Genomic DNA, 23911 nt, shown 5'->3' with positions numbered 1-23911 from the left:
CTTCATGGGCTTTGTCAAACTTGCCGCTATCGCTATCTGGCTCAGGTAGTTAAATCGTCACTACGCCCTAGCATGGCATGCCCGATTTAGTGTGACTGTTTCGTGACGGCGTGCCGCCTACAGGACGCTGGTGATCGCGCCATCCACCAGCAGCGTCTGTCCGCTCACGAAGCTGGCGGCGTCGGATGCCAGGAATACGGCGGCCCCCGCGAGTTCCCTCACTTCGCCCCAGCGCCGCATCGGTGTGCGGCCGGTCAGCCAGGCGGAGAATGTCTCGTCAGCGACCAGCGCGGAGTTGAGCTCGGTCATGAAATAGCCCGGCGCGATGGCGTTGACGCGCACACCGTGCTGGCCCCATTCGCCGGCCATCGACTTGGTCAGCATGGTGATGGCGCCTTTGCTCGCCGCGTAAGGCGCGATCGAGGGGCGCGCGAGCACGCTCTGCACCGAGGAGACATTGATGATCGCCCCCCTTTGACGGGCGATCATGCCCTTTACGACGGCCCGGCTCACCTTGAACACGCCGTCCAGGTTGGTGGCCATCAGCGCGTCCCAGTCGGCGTCGCTAAAGGTCTCCAGCGGCGCCCGTCGCTGGATGCCGGCATTGTTGACCAGGATGTCGATCGGTGCGGTGCCGGTTTCCGCCGCTGCGATCGCCTGGTCGACCGACTGGGTGTCGGTCACGTCGATCACCGCTTCAGCGATCGAATGGCCCGCGGCGCGCAGCCTGTCTGCGGCCGTTTTCAGATCGTCGGCCTTGCGGCCGCCGATCGTGACGCGAGCGCCCGCGCTCGCAAGCGCTTCCGCGAAGGCCAAGCCCAGGCCGCGGCTGGCGCCGGTGATGAAGGCATGTTTGCCCTCGAGGCCGAACAGGCGGCCGAGATAGTCAGTCGAATGCAATTTTGCACCTTCATCGATTGCGATTTATCGCCGCCAGCGCGAAGGCTCGTCTGACCTCGGCAAGCGTCAGCACCAGCGTGCCGCGTGGCTTGATGACATGCAAGGCGCTTTGTCGCCCTGGCGCCTGGCTGACGGCCTCAGTTGTCGCGGCCGTCAGCCTCAGCGTTTCGGCCCAAACCCCGGATAGGGGTTGAGCGGCACGATCGCGGCAATGTCCATCATGCCGGCCTTGACCAGCGGCAAGGTGGCGAGATGGCCGCGCACATCGGCATCGCTGCCGGCTTCGAACATCATGCCGCTGCCGGGAATGTCACCGCGATTCCAGATCTGGCGCACCGCGCCTTCGGCATAGAGGGTGCGGCGCTGCTCGGCCTCGCCAGGCAGAAGGGGTGCGAAGTCGGCGTCGGCGAACTTTTCCGTGTTGCGGGTGAGAAGGGCAAGGAACTGCATTTCGGGTCTCCTGTGGTCAGCGGTTGATGACAGGAGATATCGCGCCGGCTGGTCAGACTGTCCAAGACTGATTAGGCTAAAGTTGAGACCTGAGAGGACTTGCTGTCGAGGAGTTAAAAATGTTCGACCTGCGCCAGATCAGATATTTCGTCACCGTCGCCGAAACCGGCAATATCGGTCGAGCCGCCGAACTGCTGCATATCTCGCAATCGCCGCTCAGCCGGCAGATCATGCAGCTGGAGCAACAGCTTGGTGTCCCCCTGTTCGAGCGGGCAAAGCAGCGCGTTCATCTCAATGCCGAGGGCCGCGCCTTCCTGACCGAAGCCCGTGCCTTGCTGTCGAATGCGCGCCGACTGGAGGAACTTGGCCGCAATCTGGCCAGCGGTTCCATTGGGCGTCTTGCCATTGGCTATGTCGAGGGCGCGGTCCATGCCGGGCTTGTCGCCGGCATGCTGCGCCAGTTCCGCCGCGACCGGCCGGATTTTCATCTGCAGTTGAGAAGCATGCGCTCGGCCGCACAGATGGAGGGGCTTCGGCAGCGGTCGCTGGATCTTGGTTTGGTGTATGCCCCCGCGGCGGCCGAGGACCCTGACATCGCCAGCACGCCATTGCGCCACGAGCCGCTGGTGCTGGCCATTCCCGAAGACGATCCGCTCGCCGATGTGGCTGATATCCAGCCGCATCATCTCGACGGCCGCGTCTGGATCACCGTGGTGCGCCAGCCCGACGACACCAATCGTGGCCAGTTCCTGGCCGCTTGCGCAGAGGCTGGCTTTACGCCCGACATCGCTTACGAGACGGCGGACCCGCTGACCTCACTCGGGCTTGTGAGCGCCGGCCTTGGTCTCGCCACCGTGCAGGCAAGCCTGCGCACCGCCGCGCCGCCCTCGATCCTGTTCCGCGACATGCCATGGTTCGGGCGCATGGTTTCCATCCACCTCGCCTGGCGGCGGCAGGACCGGCGCGTGGTGATCACTGACCTGCGGGAGGCTGCCCGGAGGGAGGGGAGTAGGGGAGTAGGGGAGTAGGGGAGTAGGGGAGTAGGGGAGTAGGGAAAAGTCTACACTCCGGAGACTGCAAGCCTACTGCCCTACTCCCGTGACTCTACATCTTGTCGATCACCGACTGGACGCCTTCCGTCGGTGCATCGACCGAGGACCCGGCCACCATGATGGCGGCGACGATAGCCTCGGGATCGTTGACGACCAGCGGCTTCACACGTTGCGCGGTATGAATGAAGCCTTCCGCCGCCATGTGGTCAAGCAACGCCGTCATCGGATCCCAGAATCCGTTCACATTGCCGAAGACGATCGGCTTGCGGTGATGGCCAAGTTGCGCCCAGGTCATGATCTCGACGATCTCCTCGACTGTGCCGATGCCACCAGGCAGCGCCACAAAGGCGTCGGATTTCTCGAACATCTTATGTTTGCGCTCGTGCATGTTGTCGGTGATCAACAACTCGTCGAGCCGGTCAAGCGCGGTTTCGGTTGCTTCCTTGTTGATGAGGAAGCGCGGAATGATGCCCGTCACCTTGCCGCCGGCCTTGAGTGCGCCTTCGGCGACGGCGCCCATGATGCCTTTGGTGCCGCCGCCATAGACCAGCCGCAGTCCTGCCTTGGCAATTGAGCGTCCAAGCAGGTGACCGGCCTTGGCATAGATTTCATCGCGGCCCGGAGACGAGCCGCAATAGACGCAGACGGATCGAATCGTGTTCATGCCGATGATTGGTGATTGGGTCTGAAAGCGCGGTCAAGCCCCAAGGGCTGAGAAGGCCGGGCTTTTTCTTGTCGGTCATGGCAAAACACGCTAGACCGGCGTTAGGTGGCTAAGGGGTAGGGAAATATGGCAATCAATCCACTGAAGGCGTTCCTGTTCGCGGCGGGTGGGACCGTCGCGGCCGCGGGAACCGCCTATGTATCGGGCGCGCTCGACCCGTATCTTCATCCAACGCCGCCGGCGGAAGTCGCGGCCTTGACGCCGCCTGCGGCGCCGAAGCCGGCCACGGAAGGGCGCCTGCCGGCTCCGGCGGGGCCGGCCGCTCCGGCCACAGCACCCCAGGCGACAGCTCCGGCAGCACCCGCAACCGATGCGGCGGCGCCTGCGGCGCCCGCGACGGCGGGTCCGATCGCCCCGACTTTCGACGTCGTTCGCGTCGAGGGCAACGGCTCGATCGTCATTGCCGGCAACGCGGCGCCCAACTCGAAGGTCGAAATCCTCAATGGCACGATGGTGATCGGCTCGACGGTGGCTGGTCCGGATGGCGCCTTTGTCATCGTGCTCGATGATCCGCTGAAGCCCGGCGACTATACAATCGCCTTGCGCTCGACGGTCGGCACGGTCGTGACCGCCTCGACGCAGACCGCCGTGGTCTCGGTGCCCGCAAATGCGGCTGGCCAGGTGCTGGCTATGGTCGAGGAGCCAGGCAAGCCGGCCGAACTGCTGACGGTCCCGGCGCCCGAGACAAAGCCTGCGCCGGCAACCGGCGACCAGGCCGCCGCTCCGGCTGCTGAAGCGCCCGCGACGGTCGCTCCAGCGACCGCCGCGCCGGCGGCGACCGCGCCAGCCGTGGTTGAAGCAAAACCCGATCCGGCGGCGCCGGCCGCGCCCGCGGCGGCTGTGGCCGAACCCAAGATCGTCGTCGAGGCGGTCGAGATCGAAGGCAACAAGATCTTTGTCGCCGGTCTCGCCGATCCGGGCCGCAAGGTGCGCGCCTACGCCAACGACATTCTGCTCGGCGACGCACAGACCTCGTCGGACGGCCATTTCCTGGTCGAGGCGACGCGCGACATTCCGGTCGGCAATTACACCATTCATGTCGACGGCCTCGATGCCGACGGCGCGAAGGTGGTGGCTCGCGCCGCCGTGCCCTTCGACCGCGAGCCGGGCGAGGCGGTCGCAGCTGTTGCCCCCGCCGAGACCAAGCCCGCTGCACCTGCTGCCGCGGAAGCACCAGCCGCTCCGGCGCCTGCTGTTGCCGCCGCTGCTCCAGCGGAGACCGCACCGGCCACCGGGGCTCCGGCCGCCATCGCGGCAGCCACGCCGCCAAGCGAAGTGCCCGAAATCGTGTCGCCCAAGCTCGAACATGCCGACGGCGCGGTCATCATTCGTCGCAACGATACACTGTGGCGGATTTCACGGCGGGTCTATGGTCACGGCACGCGCTACTCCACCATATACCTCGCCAACCAGGACCAGATCAGGAATCCGAACCGCATCTGGCCGGGGCAGGTGTTCAAAGTCCCGGAAAAGTCGAAGGAAGGCGAAGCCGCCGACTTCAAGGCGATGGGTGAACAGGCGACCACCGCGACGAAGACGGAGTAGGGAGACCGGCAATTCCGGCGATCTACCCATCGGCCTAGCTTGCCCTGTCATCGTTCATCGTCTATCGCCGATGAACGATGACAGAGTGCTTCCCCATACCAGACCACGCCGTCTCGGCACTGTCCGGCCGCATGCCGGACAGTCGCGTTGTCGCGGCCCGGTTCGCAGCGCTTTCGCATCCGGCCCGGATCGAGATACTGAAGCATCTGTCCGCCAGCAATTCCTGCTGCTGCCGTGAGGTCGTCGATCATTTCGATCTGGCGCAGTCGACCATCTCACAGCATCTGAAAATCTTGGTCGAGGCCGGCCTCGTCCGGTTCGAGCCCGACTGTCAACGATCGCGCTATGCGGTCAATCGCGCGGCACTTACCGACGTATCGGCATCGCTGGGCGCACTCATCAATTCCTGCTGCTCCGGCCGCTGACCCTCTCACCCAAAAGGCAAGAAAAGTGGCCGAAAAAACCGTCTCCGCCGACACCTCGACACTCGCGACATTGCGCAACCTCTGGCCCTATATGTGGCCGGCCGACCGCGCCGACCTGAGGGCACGGGTGACCTGGGCGACGCTGCTGCTGGTCGTGGCCAAGGTGACGCTTGTCGCCGGTCCCTATTTCTTTAAATGGGCAACCGATGCGCTGGCAGGCGGCTTCAAAACGCCCCCGCCGCTGCCGTCGTTCATGCTCGCCCCGGTGATGCTGGTCGTTGCCTACAATGTGCTGAGGCTCGTCCAGCTCGGCTTCAACCAGCTGCGCGACGCGCTGTTTGCCCGCGTCGGCCAGCATGCGGTGCGTCAGCTTGCCTTCCGCACCTTCGTGCACATGCATCAGCTGTCGTTGCGCTTCCACCTGGAGCGCCGCACCGGCGGCCTGTCGCGCATCATCGAGCGCGGCACCAAGGGCATCGAGACGATCGTGCGCTTCATCATGCTCAACACGGCGCCGACGATCCTCGAATTCGCGCTGACCGCCGGCATATTCGGCTTCACTTATGGCTGGAAATATGTGGCCGTCGTGGCGATCACCGTCTGCGTCTACGTCTGGTTCACGGTCAAGGCGAGCGACTGGCGCATCTCGATCCGCCGCGACATGAACGACAGCGACACCGACGCCAACACCAAGGCGATCGACTCGCTGCTCAATTTCGAGACGGTCAAGTATTTCACCAATGAGCGCATGGAGGCCGAGCGCTTCGACCGCTCGATGGCTCGTTACGAGATCGCCGCCACCAAGACCTGGACCTCGCTCGGCTGGCTGAACTTTGGCCAGGGCTTCATCTTCGGCGTCGGTACGGTCATCGTCATGTGCATGTCGGCGCTGGAGGTGCAGGCCGGCACCCAGAGCGTCGGCGATTTCGTTTTCATCAATGCCATGCTGGTGCAGCTTTCGGTGCCGCTCAACTTCATCGGCTTCATCTACCGCGAAATCCGGCAAGGGTTGACCGACATCGAGCACATGTTCGACCTGCTCGACGTGCCGCAGGAGATCGTCGACAAGCCCAACGCCAAGCCGCTGGCCGTCAGCGCCGGCAAGGTCGAGTTCCGCGACGTCCACTTTTCCTATGATCCGAACCGCAAGATCCTGAAAGGCGTCTCCTTCGAAGTCCCGGCCGGCAAGACGGTTGCCATTGTCGGGCCGTCGGGCGCGGGCAAGTCGACCATCTCGCGGTTGCTGTTCCGCTTCTATGACGTACAGGGTGGCCAGGTGTTGATCGACGGCCAGGATATCAAGGATGTGACGCAGGACAGCCTGCGCGCGGTGCTCGGCATGGTGCCGCAGGACACGGTGCTGTTCAACGACACTATCGCCTATAACATCCGTTATGGCCGTGTCAGCGCCAGTGAGGAGGAGGTGCGCAAGGCCGCCGAACTCGCCCAGATCGGACCGTTCATCGAGAAGCTGCCCGACGGCTACAAGTCGATGGTCGGCGAGCGCGGGCTGAAGCTTTCCGGTGGCGAGAAGCAACGCGTGGCGATCGCCCGCACCATCCTGAAGGCCCCGCCGATCCTGATGCTCGACGAAGCCACTTCGGCGCTCGACAGCCACACCGAGCAGGAGATCCAGACCGCGCTCGACCTGGTCAGCAAGGGCCGCACCACCATCGTCATCGCCCACCGCCTGTCGACCGTGATTTCGGCCGACGAGATCATCGTGCTCAAGGACGGCCAGATCGCCGAGCGCGGCACGCATGTCGAGCTGATGCGAAAGCACGGCCTCTACGCCTCGATGTGGGACCGCCAGCGCGAGGCGACCGAAGCCGAGGAGCGGCTGCGCATTGCCCGCGAAAGCGACGAACTGGGTGTCGTCGTGCGCAGGCGCACGTCGGAGATGTCGTAGCTCACAAAAAGCCACTTGACCTCAACCTAAGTTGAGATTGTAGACCGTCGCCCGAGAGCCGAAAAACAGCATCCTCGAGGACGCAATCAAATGAACATCAGCTTTACGAATCAGAACGTTAATGGCGGCAGCGTGTTCAGGGTCGACAAGTTCGTCGTACCCGCCGATGCCCGCGACGAGATCCTCACAAAGGTGAAGATGACGCATGAGTTGCTGCGTCTGCAGCAAGGCTTCGTCCAGGACTTCCTGCTTGAGCAATTCTCCGGACCGGGCGAGTTCAACCTCGTCACCATCGTCGAATGGGAAAGCCAGGCTGCCGTCGACAAGGTCGTGCCGATCGTCAAGGCGGCGCACGAGCGCATAGCCTTCAACCCGCAGGAGACGATCGCCCGGCTCGGAGTTCGGGCTGATATCGCCAACTATCAGCGCGTGCCTGGACTCTAGCCTGGCCAGCCCACGCCCGGTGCCGGCGCTTCAATGCCGAGCACCTGGCCGGTGCGGGCGTCGCTTGTCATATGCTCGAAGCCGCGCCACTCGGCAGCGGTGATGAACAGCGTTTTCCTGCCCGCACCGCCCAGCATGCAGGCAAAACAGCCGCGATCGGCGGTAACGGTCTGCAAGACGTCACCGCCTTCGCGCACCCGCACGCAGTGCTTGTTGGGAACGTCGGCATACCAGACCGCCCCCTCGGCATCGAGGCAGATGCCGTCGGGGTATCCATCGAGATCGGCCCAGATGCGTCGGTTGGACAAGGAGCCGTCGGAGGCAATGTCGAAAGCGGTCAGCCTGTTGGCATGGGATTCGGCGATGATCAGCGTCTTGTTGTCAGGGGTCACAGCCATGCCGTTGGCGAAGGCGATAGCGTCCGCCACTTGCCTGACCTTTCCATCCCGTGTGACCAAGACGATGGTGCCGGGGCCGAAATGCTGGCCCGCCGCCGGAGCCGGCCCGCCGCCATTGACATAGATGTTGCCCCGCCCATCGACGACGATCTCGTTCCACGGCCTTTTCGACAGGCCGCGCAGAGCCGCATGAGTGACGAGCGAGCCATCGGCTTCCTGCCGCAACAGCAGGCCCTCGCGGCCTGAGACAACCAGCAGACGACCATCCGGCAGCCAGTCGATGGAGTAGGGCAGGACAGCCGGAACCCTGAGCATGACCTCGCTGTTGCCGTGCGCATCGACGGCAATGATCTCGCCGGTGCCCCAGTTGCAGACCCAAAGGCGTCCGTCATGCCAACGCGGCGATTCGCCGAAGGCGAGACCGTCAACCACGACACGCGCTGCGGGAGGAGATTGGTTCTGCATGGCGAGACTCCTTGTTGCGCGACAGTCGTACCGGACGTCGCCTCCCAAGGACGAGTAAGGGACGAATGTCCCGACATGATCACGGCAATTTTTATGCACCGGAATGCTGCCCACTCACTTTCTATGGCGAAGTGCGATGGATCAGGCTTTAGGTCCATTATCCCTTGTGCTGCTGATATTGTTTCATCACAATAAACTTACTCTTGGCACCTAGGAAAATTTTTGGATGTTTGGCTTCTTCTCGCGAAAATCCAAGAGAAGTCCCAAAATTCCCTCAGGAGTTCAATCTCCCGCTGCGGCGCATGCATCGCGAGCCGAGTCCTTGTTGCCGGTGATCGTGCCTCGGTCGACTGTGGATCAGGCGAACGAAAAGCCTTTTGAAATCGTTTTTGCTGTCCAGAAATTCATCCACAGCATTGTTTCGGAGGGGCTCTACCGCAAATCGGAGCTCAACCCGAAGGCGATGCAGGTCTCCCATGCTGATTTGTATTCGGCGGAGATAGCGAACGGCGGCCATAGTCAATTCATTCATAATGCCGGCGGGGCGTTCGACACTATGGTTGCAAACGCTCGTGCCGGTCTCACGGCCATTGGAGCAAAAGGGCAGTTGGCGACTCTTGAAAAGATGTCCACCTGGGTCTCCGAACACCCTGACGAGGCCGAGGAACAGACTGGCTTCGAGGGTGGCCGCGCCGATTTTCTCGATACACTTGACGATGCCTTCTACGTCGCCGACGAAGCTTCGCCGATGCAAGACCTGCTGGCGCGCTGGATCGTGTCATGGCCCGACCTCCGAGTTGTGGAAGACGAGGTCTGCGATGAAGCCATACTTCAGTTGGCAATGGCCAATCCCCGTCGCGAATCTCGGCTTCTCCACCGGTCGGTCGCCGAACTCGTTGGCCAGATGATCAGCAAGCGCCATGTTGGCGTAGGTCTCGCTTGCGCCAATGCAGCGCCACCCGAAGTCAAGTTATCGATTGGCATGGCGAGGATGTTGGATGTCGATGGCGAGAAGCAACTGGTTTTTCAACTGCTGACCAATGCGAATGAGCCTCGCCTGTGCGTGGCTACGGAAAGCCATGCGGCTGTTTATGAATGCGGAGCTCCCGAAACACCGTCGATTGCTCGCCCAGGTGAAAATATATTAGCGGCCGGCGCGCCTCGTGTTGGCCGCAGGCTCGGGCAGGTGGACGGGCAATTGGTGGCAAGATTGATTGAGCTGGCGGAGAAGTACCACGCGCCGGTTGCCGTCGATCTCCTGTTGCGAAAGATTGGGCTCGATCCGATGAAGGCTGTCGTATCGGCGAATTCCGTTGCCCAGCGCGAGGAAGGGCCGGTTGTGAATTGGGTGGTAATGGCTGGTGGTCACGCTTTTCTCTTCCAGTCGTATCCGGAGCGTGGTGTGCTGCTCCGCGGCGATAACGAGGAAAGTCTGGCAGAGGCTGATCGAAATGAGCTTGAGGAGTATTTTGACCTCACGGTAGCAGCCGGCGAATAGATTGTTTGTGGCGGCTCTGCGCGATCGTTCTTGCCGATGCCGCTCTGCTCGACGGCCAGCGCGCCTCGCCATCGCGGCGGAAGCTGAAGACAAACCCGCGCCGCCCATTGTCGCGTTGCGGGCAGGGGGTGTTTCCGCTATTGAGGCCGGACCTGAAACAGGGACCGCCCCATGAGCCTTGTCGACACGGTCAAGAACGCGTTCGTACCGATCCATCGCGAAGGTTATCCCTTCATCGCGGCCTTTGGCGCGGCGACGCTCTTCCTCGGCTATTTCTCCTCGATCCTGTTCTGGATCGGCCTGATCCTGACCGCCTGGTGCGTCTATTTCTTCCGCGACCCCGAGCGCGTCACGCCTGTCGACGACCGCCTGGTGGTGAGCCCCGCCGATGGCATAATCTCGGCGGTCGGGCCGGCCGTGCCACCGCGCGAGCTTGGCCTCGGCAATGTCGAGATGACCCGCATCTCCGTGTTCATGAATGTCTTTTCCTGCCACGTGAACCGCTCTCCGGTTCGCGGCCGCATCACCAAGATTGAACATCGGCCCGGAAAGTTCCTCAATGCCGAACTGGACAAGGCGAGCACCGAAAACGAGCGCAACGGCCTTGTCATCGAGAGCCCCAACGGCACGGTGGCGGCAGTCCAGATCGCCGGCCTGGTGGCGCGCCGCATTGTCTGCTGGACCGAGGCCGGCGCTTCGATCGGCACCGGCGAGCGTTTCGGCCTGATCCGTTTCGGCTCGCGCGTCGACGTATTCCTGCCTTTGACCGCCACGCCGCGCGTTGCCGTTGGCCAGACGGCGGTCGGCGGCGAAACCGTGCTGGCCGAGTTCGGCGGCGTCGCCGGCACGCCCCTCGTGCGGATTTCCTGACGGTGGGCACGCAGTATAAAAAATTCGAAGCCCATGCCAGCGGCGGTCCGCGCATCCGCGAGATCCCGATGCGCATGGTGTTGCCCAACCTGGTCACCGTGCTCGCCATCTGCGCCGGCCTGTCCGGCATCCGCTTCGGCTTCGAGGGGCGTTTCGAGCCGGCGGTGGTGATGGTGCTGCTGGCTGCTTTCCTCGACGGAATAGATGGCCGCTTGGCGCGGATGCTGAAGGCGACCTCCAAATTCGGCGCGCAGATGGATTCGCTGGCCGACATCGTCAATTTCGGTGTCGCGCCAGCACTGGTGCTCTATGCCTTCCTGCTCGACCGTGCCGGCTCGCCGGGCTGGATCGCGGCACTGCTGTTTGCGATCGCCTGTGGGTTGCGGCTGGCGCGTTTCAACGTGCTCGACGACGAGAAAGCCGAGCGCCCGATATGGCAGACCGAATATTTCGTCGGTGTGCCGGCGCCGGCGGGTGCCGTGCTGGTGATGCTGCCGCTCTACCTCTATTTCCTTCGCCTTGGGGTTGAGCCCAGCCGGCCGGCCGCCTTCGTCGCCACCGGCTTCACCATCCTGGTCGCCTTCCTGCTGGTCAGCCGGTTGCCGGTTTATTCCGGCAAGAACGTCAAGATCCCTGGCGACAGGGTGCTGCCGGTCATCCTCGCCGTCGTCCTATACGTCCTCCTGCTGATGACCTATCCCTGGTACACGCTGACGGCATCGGTCGGGGGCTACCTGATCTTCCTGCCGTTTTCCGTGCGCGCCTACTCCAAGCGCGCCAAGCTGGAAGGCGAGAAGGTGCCGCCTTCGGATATAGGTTAGGGCCGCAGGCCCCGGATCAGCAAATCGGTCCAGGCGGACGCGAAGCGTTCGTCGCTGACCTCGATCGAGCGCTCGGTCCAGATCGCTTCGAAGACGCGGAACATGGCGACGCTGCCGACGATGGCGGCGGCGACCGCGTCGCTGTCATGGGGGCGCAGTTCGCCTTGGCGCTGGCGCTCCCGCAGCCATTCGGCGACTGTGTGGTAGGTGCTCTGCATGATCTCGCCACGCGCCGAGGCTTTCAATTCCGGGAAGTGCTCGAGATCGCGCCACAGGATTCTGAGCATGTCGCGATTCGCGCCGAGTTTTTCCAGCATACCCTCCACGATCCGCCGTGCCCCCTGATCGGCAGGAAGCACCTGTTCGCCCAGTTCGGCCCGTCCCTCCCGTGCCGTTCCAACAAACCGGTCGATAGCCGCGGCAAGCAGCGCTTCCTTCGAGGGAAAGTGCTTGTAGAGCGCACCCGAGCCGCGCGACAGGCCGGCGGCCTCCTGAATTTCGGGAACGCTGGTCCGGTCATAGCCGCGCTCGGCGAACAGGCGGATGGCTTCGCGTAAAATGCGCTCGCGTCCTGCGGATGTCGGCTTCATGGCTATTCCTGTTCACCCGATCCTGGCGGCGGGGGTTAGCGCTCGACAATACCATCCCGGTGCGAAATCAGGGCTCGCTCACCGCGCGCTTCCACCCTGCTCGGAAAGCCATGCCTTCCATGTTCTTTCTCCCAGCCGCTCGCTGGTTTCAACCAGACCCAGGCCAAGGCTTATCTTTTGACTGACTGGCAACGGCAGAATGAGACGCCGCAGCCTGAGCGCATCGCGGTACTGTCTAGCGAATGTCGAGAACGGCATCACCTCGGGTCCGCCGATCTGCGGGCGGACGCCGCGTTCCCCATCGACAGCCTGGACCAGATAGCTGGCGACGTCGCGCGTGTCGACGGGATTTGATGGCGAGGTCGGCAGCGGCCAGACCGGCAGCCATCGCAGCCCGGCCAGCATCTGCGCCAGAAGGTAAAAGAATGGCGTCGCGCGGATGACCGACCACGAAAGTGGCGACGTTCGCACAAGCTGCTCGCCGGCCAGCTTCACGCGGCTATAGGGCAGGGTGCTGAAGTCGAGGCCGACGATCGACACGAAAATGAAATGCGAGACATCGGCGCGTTGCGATGCGGCAAGCAGCCGCCGCGTGCCTTCGACGTCGACATCCGACGGACTGGAGAAGAAATCGATCGGCCGCATACCGCGCCGGGCGATCGGCGACAGCGTCGCCGCATGAATGACCGTATCGATGCCACCAAGGGCTTCATCGATGCCTTCGCCCGTTGCGAGATCGCCGAGCGCCCATTCCACGGAGCGGTCCAGCCCGGCTTTCCTGGCCAGCAACCTGACGGCGTGCCCGGACGCGGTCAGTGCCGGCACGAGATCGCGTCCGAGATGTCCGGTGCCGCCGGTGACGAGGATTTTTGCCATTCAGGATCTCCTTGCCGTGCAAAGGAGGTGTCATGTCGCGCTGGCTGGAAACAGGCATGCTCAGCGTCTCTTTCCGTTGGGAGTGAATACTCTCTCACCTGCGATTTGTCCATCTGAATCGCTGCGGCACGACGGCGCAATCCTGGGTCGGGCCATCTCGAAAGGAGTAGTTTATTCAGCGATTGTATCAAACACTGAACGGCTCTAAGCCGCCACGCCAAGCCCCAGCCGGTCGATCGCCAGCTTCCTGGTCGATACATAATCGGTCTTGCCCGAACCGAGCACCGGAATTTCTTCGACCTTGACGATGTCGTTTGGCACCATCAGTTCGGCCGCTCCGGCCTTTTTGCCGAACTGTCGCAGCTCCTCGGCGCTTGCCTCGTCTGCGGTGGTGACCAGCACGATGCGCTCGCCGCGCCTCTTGTCCGGCACCGCTACCGCCGCATGGCGTTCTTCCGGCCAAAGCGACTGCACCAGCATCTCGACCGCGCCCAGCGACACCATCTCGCCGGCGATCTTGGCGAAGCGCTTGGCGCGGCCGCGAATGGTGATGAAGCCTTCGCGGTCGACGGCGACGATGTCGCCGGTGTCGTGCCAGCCGCTCAGCGGCTGTAGCTCGCCGGGTCGGTCCGCGGTCATGTAGCCCATCATCATGTTCGGCCCGTCGAGCCACAACTGGCCGGCATCATCGATGCCTTCGACCGGCTCCAGCTTCATGCGCATGGCCGGCAGCAGCCGCCCGACCGTGCCGTCGCGGCCGTGGATCGCAGTGTTGACGGCAACCACGGGCGCCGCCTCGGTCAGCCCGAAACCTTCGATGATCTCGGCCTGGAAGCGTTCGCGATAGACGCGGCGGGTATCCTGCTTCACCGCCTCGGCGCCGGCGACGACGAAGCGCAGGCTGGAAAAATCTCCGTCCTTGGCGGTGCGGGCATAGTTGGCGAGGAACGTATCGGTGCCGAACATGATGGTCGGTTTCACCTTGCGCGCAATCTCGGGGATGATCTTGTAGTGGAGAGGCGAGGGATAGAGGAACAGCTTCACCCCGGTTACCAGCGGCAGAATGGTGCCGCCCGTCAGGCCGAACGAATGGAACACCGGCAGCACGTTGAGCAGGATGTCCGCCGGCGAGATGGTGATCCGCGCCTCGGCCTGCATGGCATTGGCGAAAAGGTTCTTCTGCGACAGGACGACCGCCTTCGGCGTGCCTTCCGAACCCGAGGTGAACAGGATCACGCCCGGCTTGGCCGCATTCTGTCGCTGCAGCGGCAGGCGCCACAGCAAGGCGGCTGCAAGCTTGTCCAGCGCGGTGACGCTCTGGTGTACATCTTCCAGCCACAGCAGCCTGGCGCCGCCCTTTTCGACCGCGGCGACGATATCGGCGAGATCGGCCTTCTCGACGAAAGCACGCGAAGAAATAACGGTGCGGATGACGGCCGTGCGCACCGCTGCGGTGACGCTTGCCGGCCCGGCCGTGTAATTGATCATCGCCGCCACCCGGCTCGCCGAGAGAAGGCCGACGAACGACAGCACGACACCGTTGGCATTGGGCAGCATCAGTCCAACAGCCTCTCCCGGCGCCGTCACAGCCTCGAACCGCCTGCCCAGCACGCGGGCGCCGATGAACATCTTGCGGTAGCTCAGGGCCCCCGAGATGACATCTTCGATGATGGTGTGCGAGGCGCCGACACGATCAGCGGCATCGCGCATGGCCAGGAACAGGCCTCGGTCGAGGTCGGTGCCGAAAAGCCGGGCTTCGGCAACCCGGTCGAACAGCGCATTGGTGTTCGAGGCCTGGTCCGGATTGCGCGCCACCAGTTCGGTGATCGTCATCGGCTCCAGAACACTGATCGACAGCCGTGGGAACCAGTGACGGGGTGCCTTGTCCTTAGGCGTCAGCGAGACCAGCAGGTTGCGTGCGCCAGCGACGAAGATCGGCACGATGCGGGCGTCGGCCTGCATGGCGATGCGGGTGACGGCGCGAAACAGCCGAAACGTCTTGACGTCGGGCTCGACCGCGTCCGGCAGATAGACGGCCAGCCGGCCCTTGCCCTTCAGCACGCGTACCAGCCGGCGGCTGACGAAGACATGTTCGGCGTTGAAGGCAATGGTGCGGCCGAGTTCGCGCCATGGCTCGAGCCAGGGCGAGCGCGCCGACACCTCGTCAAGTATGTGCAGCGTGTCGTCGGGCAGCAGCGACAGCATCAGCGCCGGCTCGAAGCGCGACTGGTGCGAGATGACATAGATGACCGGCACCTGCGCCCTGCGGGCGAGCCTGATGCGATTGTCGCTGATCCGGTAGGCGAGCTTGAACGGCACGTAGAGCAGCGCCTGGGTGAAGCGCAGGCCGAGGCGGAATTTCTCCATCACGCCAATCAGCAGCCAGGCCACAACCAGACCCGCAAGCAGCGCCAGTGTCAGGACCATGCCGCGTCTCTCCCAACGATTTTGTCATTGCGGCTCTTGTACGGCCGCTTCGGGAGCAGAGCCTAGCGGAAGTCGGGGCAAGGTCAATGCGGAAGGGGCGCCCTCACGCCGGCTTCAGCCGTCCGCTGATGAAACGGAACTCCTGCGTCTTGCCGCCATAGCCGTAGGCGGCTGCCGGAACCTCGTGCACGAAAGCATAGCTTTCCTGGTGCACGCCGCCCAGCAGGCGGCCAAAGGCATCGAAGATCGCCTTGAGATACGCTTCCAGTTCGAGCTTGGTGTTGGTGCCGTCGACCACCTTGATGTCGAGCCAGAACGTGTTGGTGCCGTGCTCGGCGAGCGACTTGCCGCCGGCGAACCAGTGCTGCGGATCGAGATAGGACACGGCCACCGCGGTGATCGTCGGGTCCTTGCGCAGATGCGCGGCGGTGATTTTGGTTATTTCCCTGGCGATCTCGGCGGACAGGGTGGCGTCTGGCTTGCCGGTGACGCTGACATTGACGATGGGCATTTTTCTTCTCCTGGATTGACCGGCGTCGGTCGCCGTTGAAGAGACCGTGCCATCATTCTAGAATCAAAAAAATCGAATTGTTTTCAACTCATAATTCGATAATATCGAATTATGGAAAAACTCGATCTCGACCTGCTCAGAACCTTCCTTGCGTTCGTCGACAGCGGTTCGCTGGCGCAGGCGGCGGCCAATGTTGGCCGCTCACCGTCCGCGGTAACGGCCCAGATGCAACGTCTGGAAGAGATTGTCGGCGAGCCGCTTCTGGCGCCGCAGGGCAGAGGTCGCGGTCTGACCCCGGCAGGCGAGGACCTCGTCGGCCATGCCAGGCGCATTCTCGCTGTGCATCGCGAGGCGTGGCTGGCGCTGAAAGGCGCACGCGCTGCCGGGCGTGTCGCTATCGGCACGACACAGGATTTCGCCGATAGCGGCCTGCCGGACCTGCTGCGTGCCTTCGCCTCCAGCCATCCGCGCGTCAGGATCGAACTGCGTGTCGGCCGCTCCGCCGAACTGGCGCAGGCGCTGCAGGCCGGCAGCCTCGATCTGGCGATCGTCATGCGCCAGGCCGCAGCGCCAGACGAGGTCGGGGTCTTGCGTGAGCGGATGATATGGCTGTGTTCGAGCAAGGGGCTGGCCTCGCGGCAGGAAGAATTGCCGCTGGCGCTGCTTGACCCCTATTGCGGGTTTCGCGAGGCGGCACTCGCCGCGCTCGATGCCGCCGGCCGCCGCTACCGCATCGCTGCCGGCAGCGCCAGCCTGGCCGGCCTGCGTACCGCGGTGAATGCCGGCTTGGCGCTGACCTTGCGAACCCCTCGCTTTGCCCATTCCGGCATTGTCGAAGCACCGCGCGAGCTTGGCCTGCCGCGGGTGCCGATGGCTGAGTTCGCGATCCGGCTGCGCGCCGGCGCCGATGTGTCCGCGAGCGATCTGGCGGCGTTGCTGGGTGCCAACCTGGCTCGCTCCGGATCGCCTGGTTGAATTCAACGAGGCCACATTCCGTCATCAGCCTGTTGGCAAGAAAAAGCCGACCTTTCGGTCGGGCCGGTCTATTGCAAAGAAAAAGCCGACCTTGCGGTCGGCTTGGGAGTGAGACGGGCCGAGGGGTTTGGGGGGACTTGGGGGGTGGCCCGTCGCATCAATAATGTCCGAGCACGGTGATGGTTCCGTGACTTCCGAAATTTTTTAGGAAATATTTGACGACGCTTGCCGGGAGCGTGCCATCAGCCAGTCGCAGCCGGCGTGGGCAAAGACCGCGCAGAGCACGATCGCGCCGCCGACCATGCTGGCCACCGGCGGTATTTCGGCCAGGAACAGAAATGCAAACAAGATCGCGAACGGCACTTCCGCCGAGCCGAGCAGGCCGGATTCAGGCGCCGGGATAAGCCGCGAGCCTTCCGTCCACAGGATGGAAGCCAGCGCGAAGGACGCGCCGAATGTGGCAAGCAGAACCGCGTCCTTTGCTGAGACCGCCAGGGGATCGGTAACGAACCAGCCAAGTATGAACAAAAGGAAGGCCGAAACCGCGCCGGCCCACACCACGGGCGTGTCGCGGAACGCGCGCACCATGATCATGTAAAGCGCGCTGCCGGCCGTCATCAGCAGCGCCAGCCCGTCGCCGAACAGGTTGCCGGCGCCGAAACCCGACCACACCATGATGGCGACCCCGCACAGCGACACGGCCGCCGCCACCATCGTCCGCAGGCGGAAAGGCTCGCGCACCAGCATCCAGGCCAGCACGGCGGCAATGAAGGGCGACGTCGCGTAGATGACCGCGACATTAGCGACGAAAGTGAACTTGAAAGCCGATATGAAGGCGATGCTGGCCAGCGCGCCTTCCACCGCCAGCAGCCAGCCGCGCCAGCCAAGCCGCAGCGGTTCGCGGTTGCCGGCACGGAGGCGGCGCCACAGCACGTAGAGGCTGATCAGAATCGCGCCGACAAAGCCGCGCCAGCAGGTGATCGTCAGCGGATCGGCATGGATCGACTTGGTCAGCACACCGGTCAGCCCGAATACGGCCGCCGAGGACGACACCAGTATGATACCAAGCGTGCGCTCGGTGCCAGTGTCGGTGGTGGCTGTCATATCAGTCATGGCCGCAAGACTACGCCACTCCATACTGACATCGTAACGTCAGCAACAATGAACATCAAAGCCGCTTGCGGAAGTGCTCGCCGCCGACGATCAGCAGGCCGGCGGCGACGATAAGGGCAGCACCCAGAAAAACCTCGCGGCGTGGCACGTCGCCCCAGATCGCGAAGCCGAGCGCGAACGCCCACAACAGTGAGGTGTATTCGAGTGGCGCCAGGATCGATGCCGGCGAGCGCTTCATGCCTTCGAAGAGAAGATATTGCGCCAGGCCGCCGAGTGCACCGACGCTGGCAAGAAGCAGCAATTGCGTCGGGTCCGGCGTATGCCACCACAACAAAGCCGGCACCGCCGAAAACACCAGGAAATAGAAATTGTTGAGGAGGAGCTGGATCATAGAGCGCTCGGCAAGTGCCGTCTTGCGCAGGAGCACGATGGCGATGCCCCACAGGCAGGCAGCCGTCAGCACCAGCAACACGGGTACCGAAAGGCCGAGATGGGCGGGATCGCAGGCGACAAAGACACCGGCAAAGCCGATCAGAACCGCCAGCCAGCGCAGGACAGGCACCTTTTCGCCGAGCAGGACCACCGAAAGCACGGTGACGATGATCGGGGCCGCGTAATAGACGGTGGTCAGTTCGGCGAGTTGCAGGCTGCGGGCCGCATTGTAATAACAAAGCCATGCGGCAAGCGTGAAGGCACTGCGAACCAGCATCGGCCGCACGATCCGCGAGCGCACTGTATCGGCGAACAGCTGCTGCCCGCCTATGGCCGCGCAGGCGCCGAGAATGGTGATGCTGCGGAAGAATATGATCTGCCAGACGCTCATGCTGGTAACCAGCAGCTTGATCGAGGCATCCTGCGTCGAAAACAGCAAGTAGGCGGCGCCGGTCAAAAAGATGCCGGCGAGAACCCTTTCGCGTGTATCGAGAATGGCGATATCGGCCATAAGGCGTGCGCCTGCTTGAGTGAAGGCGGCTCCAGCCCCTGTCGGCTCCGCACCTGCCAGCTATACTGGCGAAATCCCGCACGGCGCTGCTCCAGCGCAGTGCTTGCGTTTGGGGCAGGGGAAGGCAGCGCTAAATACAGCCTGTCCCGGATGCCGCTTCTGGCGCGGCACGACTGATTGGTTTAGCATCGTCTCATAAAGCGGGGGCCGAAGGGCAGGCGCGCGGAACGCCGGGGAACGGACAGGGAATTGGCGCTCAGCCCATGCCGGACGTAGCATGCGCAGGTCCGGCCTGACGGGCCGCCTCTGACAGAGCGGATTTTGGGGAGAGGGCCGATGCAGAAACTGCAGTCGCAAGGCGTCCATCACATCACGCTGGTCGGTGCCGGCCGCCAGACCTCGATCGATTTCTGGGAAGGTGTACTGGGCATGCCTTTCATCTTCGAGCAGCCCAACCTCGACAAGCCGACCGAAAGCCACCTGTATTTCGATCCGGGCGACGGCCGGCTGATCACCATCTTCACCGACGAGACCCGGACGGCTGTGAAGCGCCGCACGCCGACCGATCCGGGCTGCGTTCATCACATCGCCTTTGCGGTGTCGCGCGTCACCTTCCTGCAGGCGGTCGCCCGGCTCGACGAGCGCGCCATCAAGCACAGCGGCGTCAAGGATCGCGGCTTCATGGATTCGATCTATTTCGAGGATCCGCTCGGCCTGCTGATCGAGCTGGCCTCCTACCGTTTCGAGCCGCCTGCCGGCTTCACCCATGCCGACGTGCTGATGGAGGCGCATAAGCTTCGTGTCGCGCGCGGCGACTACAACATCGCCGAAGTGCATCTGGCTGACGCCATCCAGGCGCTGGTGGAACGCGCTCGCGCGACATTGTCGGCCGACCGGGCACCCAAAAATCCATATTGAAGGCTGAACAGGCAAGGGAGGAATACGTGGCAAAGACAGTGACGAAGAGCGCAAGGAAACCGGCGGCCAAGCCAGCGTCAAAAGCCGCAGCGAAGCCGGCAGCAAAAGCAGCGGCCAAACCCGCGGCCAAGACGGCGTCAAAGGCAGCCTCCGGCAAGGCCAAGGCGAAACCGGCAAAGAAACCAACACTGACAATCAGCATGCTGAAGCCGAGCGTCAACAACATGACCGTTCGCGTCTTTGCCCGCGCTGCCGGGCTCGACCATGCGGAAGCCGATGCGTGGGGGCACACGCGCTCGCCGGAATACATGGCGCGCAATCCGGCCCATCTGACGCCGATGATCGAGGACAAGGGCCTGCCGCGCGGCGTGCTTTGGGAGAGCTGCGCCATCATGCAATATCTTTCCAACAAACATGGACTGGAGAAATTCTATCCCAAGGCGCCAGCCAAGCGGGCGATGATAGACAGCGCCATGTTCTATCTGATCGGCACGCTCTATCCCTATGTGGCGCGCGCCACCTATCCGGCGCTCGGCTTCCCGCAATATGCCGGCGAGGTCGGGCACAGCGACGCCCACCCGGACAGGAAATCGGAGGCGCAGAAGGCCGCGGTCGCCGCCATTGCCGAACCGCTCGAGGTCTTCCACTCCTTCTTCCGCGACGGCAAGCCGTTCATCGGCGGCAAGAGCCCGTCGATCGCCGACATCCGCCTTGCGGCGACCCTCGAGTTCCTCGCCGTCATCGACTACGACCTGCCCAAATGGGCGAAGGAATACATGGCGGCAATGGAGAAGAAGCTCGGTAAGGCCTATGCCGGCCCGGCCGGCGACGTGCGCGGCTACATCGCCCATGTGAGGTCGCAAGCCCAGGCGTGATTCCAACCAGTCGATGGGGCGATGATCCGCGGAGGCGGCCGCAGGACTGGTTTCACCGGTGGCGTCGTGGTTCCCCGCCAGCTTGAAGTTGGCGGGGCTTGCGTTAATCTGGGCGCGGATGCAGGCGAATTTTTCTCTCGACCGGCTTGGACGCTGGAGCGGTGGCGTGGCCGCCGCGGCCCTGGCGGCAACGCCCGAAGACTTGTCGGCCCGCTTCAGCGCGGCGGCAAGCGTGCTGCTTGGCTCGGATCGTGTCTACGTCGGCTTTTATCGTCGCGATATAACGTCCCTGACCATCGACGATGCCGGTCCCGATCGCTGGAACCGTGACTATGATGCGCGCATCTATCGCCAGGATCCCTTCTTCCAGAGGTTCGCCAGCACCAGACAGGATTTCCTGCTGCCGTTGTCGGCTCTCAGCCACGGCGATTTCCAGCGCACGCCGTATTATCGCGAATTCTACGGGCCTTCCGGCAGCTTCGATGAAATAACCGGCGTGTTCAACCTCGACGGACTGACCGCCGGCTATGTGACCTTTCTGCGCCGCGATGGCGCGCCGCGTTTTGGCGAGCATGATCTGGCGGTGGCCGGCGCGGCGAGCAGCGCCACAAAGCTTGTTCTGCAAAGGCTGCTTCATTTGTGCCGTCTTCGGGACAAGGGGCCGCAATCGAAGCCGCAGGGTCGCACCTCAGCGCCCGGGAAAGGCAGATCGCACGGCTCCTGATCGAGGGCGGCAGCGCCAAGACGATTTCCCGAAACCTGTCGATTTCACCCGGCACCGTGCGCAACCACATCAAGCAGGTCTACCGCAAGCTCGGTGTGCACTCGCAGGTCGAGTTGCTGGCCGCCGGCTGGGAGGCCCCGCGCGACTGACGGCTTCGTTTCGCCAGCTTCACTGCCCCGTCACGACGCGTGTCCACATGCGGTTCTGCAGTCGCAGCAACTTTGCGTCGTTGTTCTCGACCACGAACAGCTTGGCTTTTACGTCGTCGGGCGGGAAAACGCCGGGATCCTTGGCGACAGCCTGATCCATCAGCGGCAGGGATTCCGGGATCGCATTGGCGTAGGAAACATAACTCGAATTGGCCGCTGCGATATCGGGCCGCAAATTGAAATCGATCCAGGCCTCGGCATTCTCCGAATGCGGCGCATCCTTCGGCACCGCCATCGTGTCGAAGTTTATCAGCGTGCCTTCCCTGGGAATGGAATAGGCAATTTCCCGCTTCTTGGCGGATTCGGCCGCACGGGTCTTGGCCTGCAATATGTCGCCCGACCAGCCCAGCACGACACAGATGTCGCCATTCGCCAGATCGTTGATGTATTTCGACGAGTGGAAGTAACGGATATAGGGCCGCACTTTGCCCATCAGCTCTTCGACCTTGGCGAGGTCGTCCGGACTGGTCGACCTCGGGTCGATGTGCAGGTGGTTCATAGCCATCGGAATGATCTCCGCCGGGGCATCGATCATGGCGACGCCGCAATCGGAGAATTTCTTGACGACGTCGGCGTCGAAGACCATGGCGAAGGAATCTGTCGGCGCGTCCGGCATCCGTTGCTTGATGGCAGCAACATTGTAGCCGATGCCGTCCGTGACGGCCATGTAAGGCACGGCGTGCAGGTTCTGCGGATCCGCGCCCGCGATCAGCGACAAGGCTTGCGGATCGATCTTCGAGTGGTTTGAAAGCTTCGATCTGTCGAGCTGCAGGAAAACGCCAGCCTTCACCTGGTTTTTCAGGAATGGAAAGGCCGAGGGATAGACCACGTCATATCCCGAGCCGCCGGTGAGCAGTTTCGTTTCAAGGACCTCGTTGCCGTCATAGACATCGTAGCGGACCTTGATGCCTGTCTCCTTCTCGAATTTTTCAGCCGTGTCCGGCGCGATATAGTCGGACCAGTTGTAGACGTTGACGACCTTCTCATCGTCCGCCCGGGCAACGCCGAAGCAGATGCCGCAGGCAAGCGCGGCAGTCAGGACTGGGAGGAGCAGAGAGCGCATGGGTGTCCTTCTTTCGCTGGTGGCGGGCCGATGCGGTGTGCACCGTTCCAATTTCACTGTCGGCACCCTTGCCGCTCAACGCCGTTGCGGCGCGTAAACCGGTAAGGTGATACAGGCGACGTTGCCGCCGCCGAGCAGGATTTCGCGGGAGTTCTCGATGCCGACCACCTTGTGGTCGGGAAACAGCGTGGCCAGTTGTTGCTTTGCGGTCCGGTCGAGATCGCAGCCGAACTCAGGCACGACCACGACGCTGTTGCCTGGATAATAGTTGATGTAACTCGCCGCGATCCGGTTGCCGGCCGGCCGTGCCCAGGTCGAATCGACCCGGTCCACGCTCTCGCTCTCCTCCATCGTCATTTCGATCGGCAGGGGGTGAGGAAGCCGATGAACCTCAAGACCACGGCCACGCGCGTCACGGGCCGAACGCAGCACCTCCTCGGCTTCGCGCACGATCTCATATTGCGGGTCGTCCCGGTCTTCGGTCCAGCTTAGCGCGACCACGCCAGGGCGCACGAAGCAGCAGAGGTCGTCGACATGTCCATCCGTCTCGTCGAAGGCAAAACCGCGCGGCAGCCAGATGATTTTGTCGACGCCGAGATAGTCGCCAAGCTGCTGTTCCACCTTAGCCTTGCCGAGATGGGCATTACGATTGCGATTGAGCAGGCACTGCTCGGTCGTGATGAGCGTTCCCTTGCCATCGCATTGCAGCCCGCCGCCCTCCGCGACCAGCGGCGCGCGGTAGCGGTCCATCCTCTCAACCTCGAGGACTTTTTGCGCCGCGAGGTCGTCCAAATCCCATGGCGAGTAGAGGCCGCCGTCGAAACCGCCATAGGCGTTGAAGATCCAATCGACGCCGCGAACACTGCCTTGGTCGTTGACGACGAAATTGGGGCCGCTGTCGCGCAGCCAGGAATCGTTGGTGGACATTTCCACGACGCGCACGTCGGCAGGCAATCGCACTCTGGCGTTCTGCCACTGGCGGCTGGATGCCGCCACGGTCACCGGCTCGCTTTGTGCGATCGCCGCCGCGACATTGGCGAACAGCTTCTGCGCGGGCTTGGCACCCAGACGCCATGTGTCCGGCCGTTCTGGCCAGATCAGCCAACAGCCTGATTTGGGTTCGAATTCGCCAGGGGCGCGAAAACCATCCTGTCTCGGTGTGGTCGAGAGCGTATGTGACATTGTG

Annotated in this window: 25 protein-coding genes; 12 read left to right on the top strand and 13 right to left on the bottom strand. The window is 63.2% G+C overall.

Features of this window, described 5'->3' with window-relative positions; genetic code table 11:
- Positions 1-117: 117 nt before the first annotated feature.
- Together O7A60_RS22545 and O7A60_RS22540 are read right to left on the bottom strand one after the other, a co-directional pair.
- Positions 118-900 (bottom strand): glucose 1-dehydrogenase, encoded by a 783-nt coding sequence (locus O7A60_RS22545; RefSeq protein WP_337108064.1) that lies wholly within the window; start codon positions 898-900, stop codon positions 118-120.
- A 159-nt stretch (positions 901-1059) separates the two neighbouring features.
- Positions 1060-1350 (bottom strand): muconolactone Delta-isomerase family protein, encoded by a 291-nt coding sequence (locus tag O7A60_RS22540; RefSeq protein WP_027144154.1) that lies wholly within the window; start codon positions 1348-1350, stop codon positions 1060-1062.
- 119 nt (positions 1351-1469) lie between these two features.
- Between O7A60_RS22540 and O7A60_RS22535 the strand changes: the two genes are divergently transcribed.
- Positions 1470-2378: a LysR substrate-binding domain-containing protein gene (locus O7A60_RS22535; protein ID WP_337108063.1), complete on the top strand. Its 909-nt coding sequence runs from the start codon at positions 1470-1472 to the stop codon at positions 2376-2378.
- A gap of 76 nt (positions 2379-2454) precedes the next feature.
- Here O7A60_RS22535 and O7A60_RS22530 read toward each other — a convergent pair whose 3' ends face one another.
- Positions 2455-3066, bottom strand: coding sequence for an LOG family protein (locus O7A60_RS22530; RefSeq protein ID WP_337108062.1), 612 nt, complete (start codon positions 3064-3066; stop codon positions 2455-2457).
- A gap of 126 nt (positions 3067-3192) precedes the next feature.
- Between O7A60_RS22530 and O7A60_RS22525 the strand changes: the two genes are divergently transcribed.
- The 4 genes from O7A60_RS22525 to O7A60_RS22510 all read left to right on the top strand — a co-directional run bounded on the left by O7A60_RS22525 (position 3193) and on the right by O7A60_RS22510 (position 7449).
- Positions 3193-4671 (top strand): LysM peptidoglycan-binding domain-containing protein, encoded by a 1479-nt coding sequence (locus tag O7A60_RS22525; protein WP_337108061.1) that lies wholly within the window; start codon positions 3193-3195, stop codon positions 4669-4671.
- 77 nt (positions 4672-4748) lie between these two features.
- A complete protein-coding gene (locus O7A60_RS22520) occupies positions 4749-5096 on the top strand; it encodes an ArsR/SmtB family transcription factor (protein WP_415926844.1) in 348 nt (115 codons plus the stop codon).
- 25 nt (positions 5097-5121) lie between these two features.
- On the top strand, positions 5122-7005 hold the full coding sequence (locus O7A60_RS22515; RefSeq protein ID WP_337108060.1) for an ABCB family ABC transporter ATP-binding protein/permease: 1884 nt from the start codon (positions 5122-5124) through the stop codon (positions 7003-7005).
- Positions 7006-7095: 90 nt separating this feature from the next.
- Positions 7096-7449 (top strand): antibiotic biosynthesis monooxygenase family protein, encoded by a 354-nt coding sequence (locus tag O7A60_RS22510; protein WP_337108059.1) that lies wholly within the window; start codon positions 7096-7098, stop codon positions 7447-7449.
- Here O7A60_RS22510 and O7A60_RS22505 read toward each other — a convergent pair.
- Positions 7446-8312 (bottom strand): SMP-30/gluconolactonase/LRE family protein, encoded by an 867-nt coding sequence (locus O7A60_RS22505; protein ID WP_337108058.1) that lies wholly within the window; start codon positions 8310-8312, stop codon positions 7446-7448. The genes O7A60_RS22510 and O7A60_RS22505 overlap by 4 nt on opposite strands.
- 226 nt (positions 8313-8538) lie before the next feature.
- On the opposite strand from O7A60_RS22505, the gene O7A60_RS22500 reads away from it, so the two are divergent.
- From O7A60_RS22500 to O7A60_RS22490, 3 genes are all read left to right on the top strand, one after another.
- On the top strand, positions 8539-9810 hold the full coding sequence (locus O7A60_RS22500) for a DMP19 family protein (protein WP_337108057.1): 1272 nt from the start codon (positions 8539-8541) through the stop codon (positions 9808-9810).
- Positions 9811-9981: 171 nt separating this feature from the next.
- Positions 9982-10680, top strand: a complete 699-nt coding sequence (locus O7A60_RS22495) for a phosphatidylserine decarboxylase (protein WP_337108056.1) — start codon at positions 9982-9984, stop codon at positions 10678-10680.
- Between the two features lie 2 nt (positions 10681-10682).
- Entirely contained in the window at positions 10683-11501 is an 819-nt protein-coding gene (locus O7A60_RS22490) for a CDP-alcohol phosphatidyltransferase family protein (protein WP_337108055.1), read from the top strand.
- On the opposite strand, the gene O7A60_RS22485 is transcribed toward O7A60_RS22490, so the two are convergent.
- From O7A60_RS22485 to O7A60_RS22470, 4 genes are all read right to left on the bottom strand, one after another.
- Positions 11498-12091, bottom strand: coding sequence for a TetR/AcrR family transcriptional regulator (locus tag O7A60_RS22485; protein WP_337108054.1), 594 nt, complete (start codon positions 12089-12091; stop codon positions 11498-11500). The genes O7A60_RS22490 and O7A60_RS22485 overlap by 4 nt on opposite strands.
- Positions 12092-12169: 78 nt before the next feature.
- Positions 12170-12967 carry an SDR family oxidoreductase gene (locus O7A60_RS22480; protein ID WP_337108053.1) on the bottom strand — a complete coding sequence of 266 codons (798 nt, stop codon included), beginning with the start codon at positions 12965-12967 and terminating at the stop codon, positions 12170-12172.
- A gap of 204 nt (positions 12968-13171) precedes the next feature.
- The gene (locus tag O7A60_RS22475; protein ID WP_337108052.1) at positions 13172-15394 is read right to left on the bottom strand and encodes an AMP-binding protein; all 2223 of its coding nucleotides are present in this window, start codon (positions 15392-15394) and stop codon (positions 13172-13174) included.
- 103 nt (positions 15395-15497) lie between these two features.
- Positions 15498-15905 (bottom strand): tautomerase family protein, encoded by a 408-nt coding sequence (locus tag O7A60_RS22470; protein ID WP_337108051.1) that lies wholly within the window; start codon positions 15903-15905, stop codon positions 15498-15500.
- Positions 15906-16016: 111 nt separating this feature from the next.
- On the opposite strand from O7A60_RS22470, the gene O7A60_RS22465 reads away from it, so the two are divergent.
- Positions 16017-16880 carry a LysR substrate-binding domain-containing protein gene (locus O7A60_RS22465; RefSeq protein ID WP_337108050.1) on the top strand — a complete coding sequence of 288 codons (864 nt, stop codon included), beginning with the start codon at positions 16017-16019 and terminating at the stop codon, positions 16878-16880.
- A 204-nt stretch (positions 16881-17084) separates the two neighbouring features.
- Here O7A60_RS22465 and O7A60_RS22460 read toward each other — a convergent pair whose 3' ends face one another.
- Both O7A60_RS22460 and O7A60_RS22455 read right to left on the bottom strand, forming a co-directional pair.
- Positions 17085-17993, bottom strand: a complete 909-nt coding sequence (locus O7A60_RS22460) for a DMT family transporter (RefSeq protein ID WP_337108049.1) — start codon at positions 17991-17993, stop codon at positions 17085-17087.
- A 55-nt stretch (positions 17994-18048) separates the two neighbouring features.
- The gene (locus O7A60_RS22455; protein WP_337108048.1) at positions 18049-18936 is read right to left on the bottom strand and encodes a DMT family transporter; all 888 of its coding nucleotides are present in this window, start codon (positions 18934-18936) and stop codon (positions 18049-18051) included.
- Between the two features lie 336 nt (positions 18937-19272).
- On the opposite strand from O7A60_RS22455, the gene O7A60_RS22450 reads away from it, so the two are divergent.
- Positions 19273-19854: a VOC family protein gene (locus O7A60_RS22450; protein ID WP_337108047.1), complete on the top strand. Its 582-nt coding sequence runs from the start codon at positions 19273-19275 to the stop codon at positions 19852-19854.
- Positions 19855-19880: 26 nt separating this feature from the next.
- Positions 19881-20729: a glutathione S-transferase family protein gene (locus O7A60_RS22445; RefSeq protein ID WP_337108046.1), complete on the top strand. Its 849-nt coding sequence runs from the start codon at positions 19881-19883 to the stop codon at positions 20727-20729.
- Positions 20730-20832: 103 nt separating this feature from the next.
- Here O7A60_RS22445 and O7A60_RS22440 read toward each other — a convergent pair whose 3' ends face one another.
- Entirely contained in the window at positions 20833-21366 is a 534-nt protein-coding gene (locus tag O7A60_RS22440; RefSeq protein WP_337108045.1) for a hypothetical protein, read from the bottom strand.
- Between the two features lie 2 nt (positions 21367-21368).
- Between O7A60_RS22440 and O7A60_RS22435 the strand changes: the two genes are divergently transcribed.
- Positions 21369-21602, top strand: coding sequence for a response regulator transcription factor (locus O7A60_RS22435; RefSeq protein WP_337108044.1), 234 nt, complete (start codon positions 21369-21371; stop codon positions 21600-21602).
- A gap of 19 nt (positions 21603-21621) precedes the next feature.
- On the opposite strand, the gene O7A60_RS22430 is transcribed toward O7A60_RS22435, so the two are convergent.
- Positions 21622-22725: a polyamine ABC transporter substrate-binding protein gene (locus O7A60_RS22430; protein ID WP_337108043.1), complete on the bottom strand. Its 1104-nt coding sequence runs from the start codon at positions 22723-22725 to the stop codon at positions 21622-21624.
- Positions 22726-22800: 75 nt separating this feature from the next.
- The gene (gene aguA, locus O7A60_RS22425) at positions 22801-23907 is read right to left on the bottom strand and encodes an agmatine deiminase (RefSeq protein WP_337108042.1); all 1107 of its coding nucleotides are present in this window, start codon (positions 23905-23907) and stop codon (positions 22801-22803) included.
- Positions 23908-23911 lie beyond the last annotated feature (4 nt).

Source organism: Mesorhizobium salmacidum (SeqCode) (assembly GCF_037179605.1).
Lineage (GTDB): Bacteria > Pseudomonadota > Alphaproteobacteria > Rhizobiales > Rhizobiaceae > Mesorhizobium > Mesorhizobium salmacidum.
The sequence above is the reverse complement of the archived record's forward strand: the minus strand, read 5'-3'. Positions and strand labels throughout refer to the sequence as shown.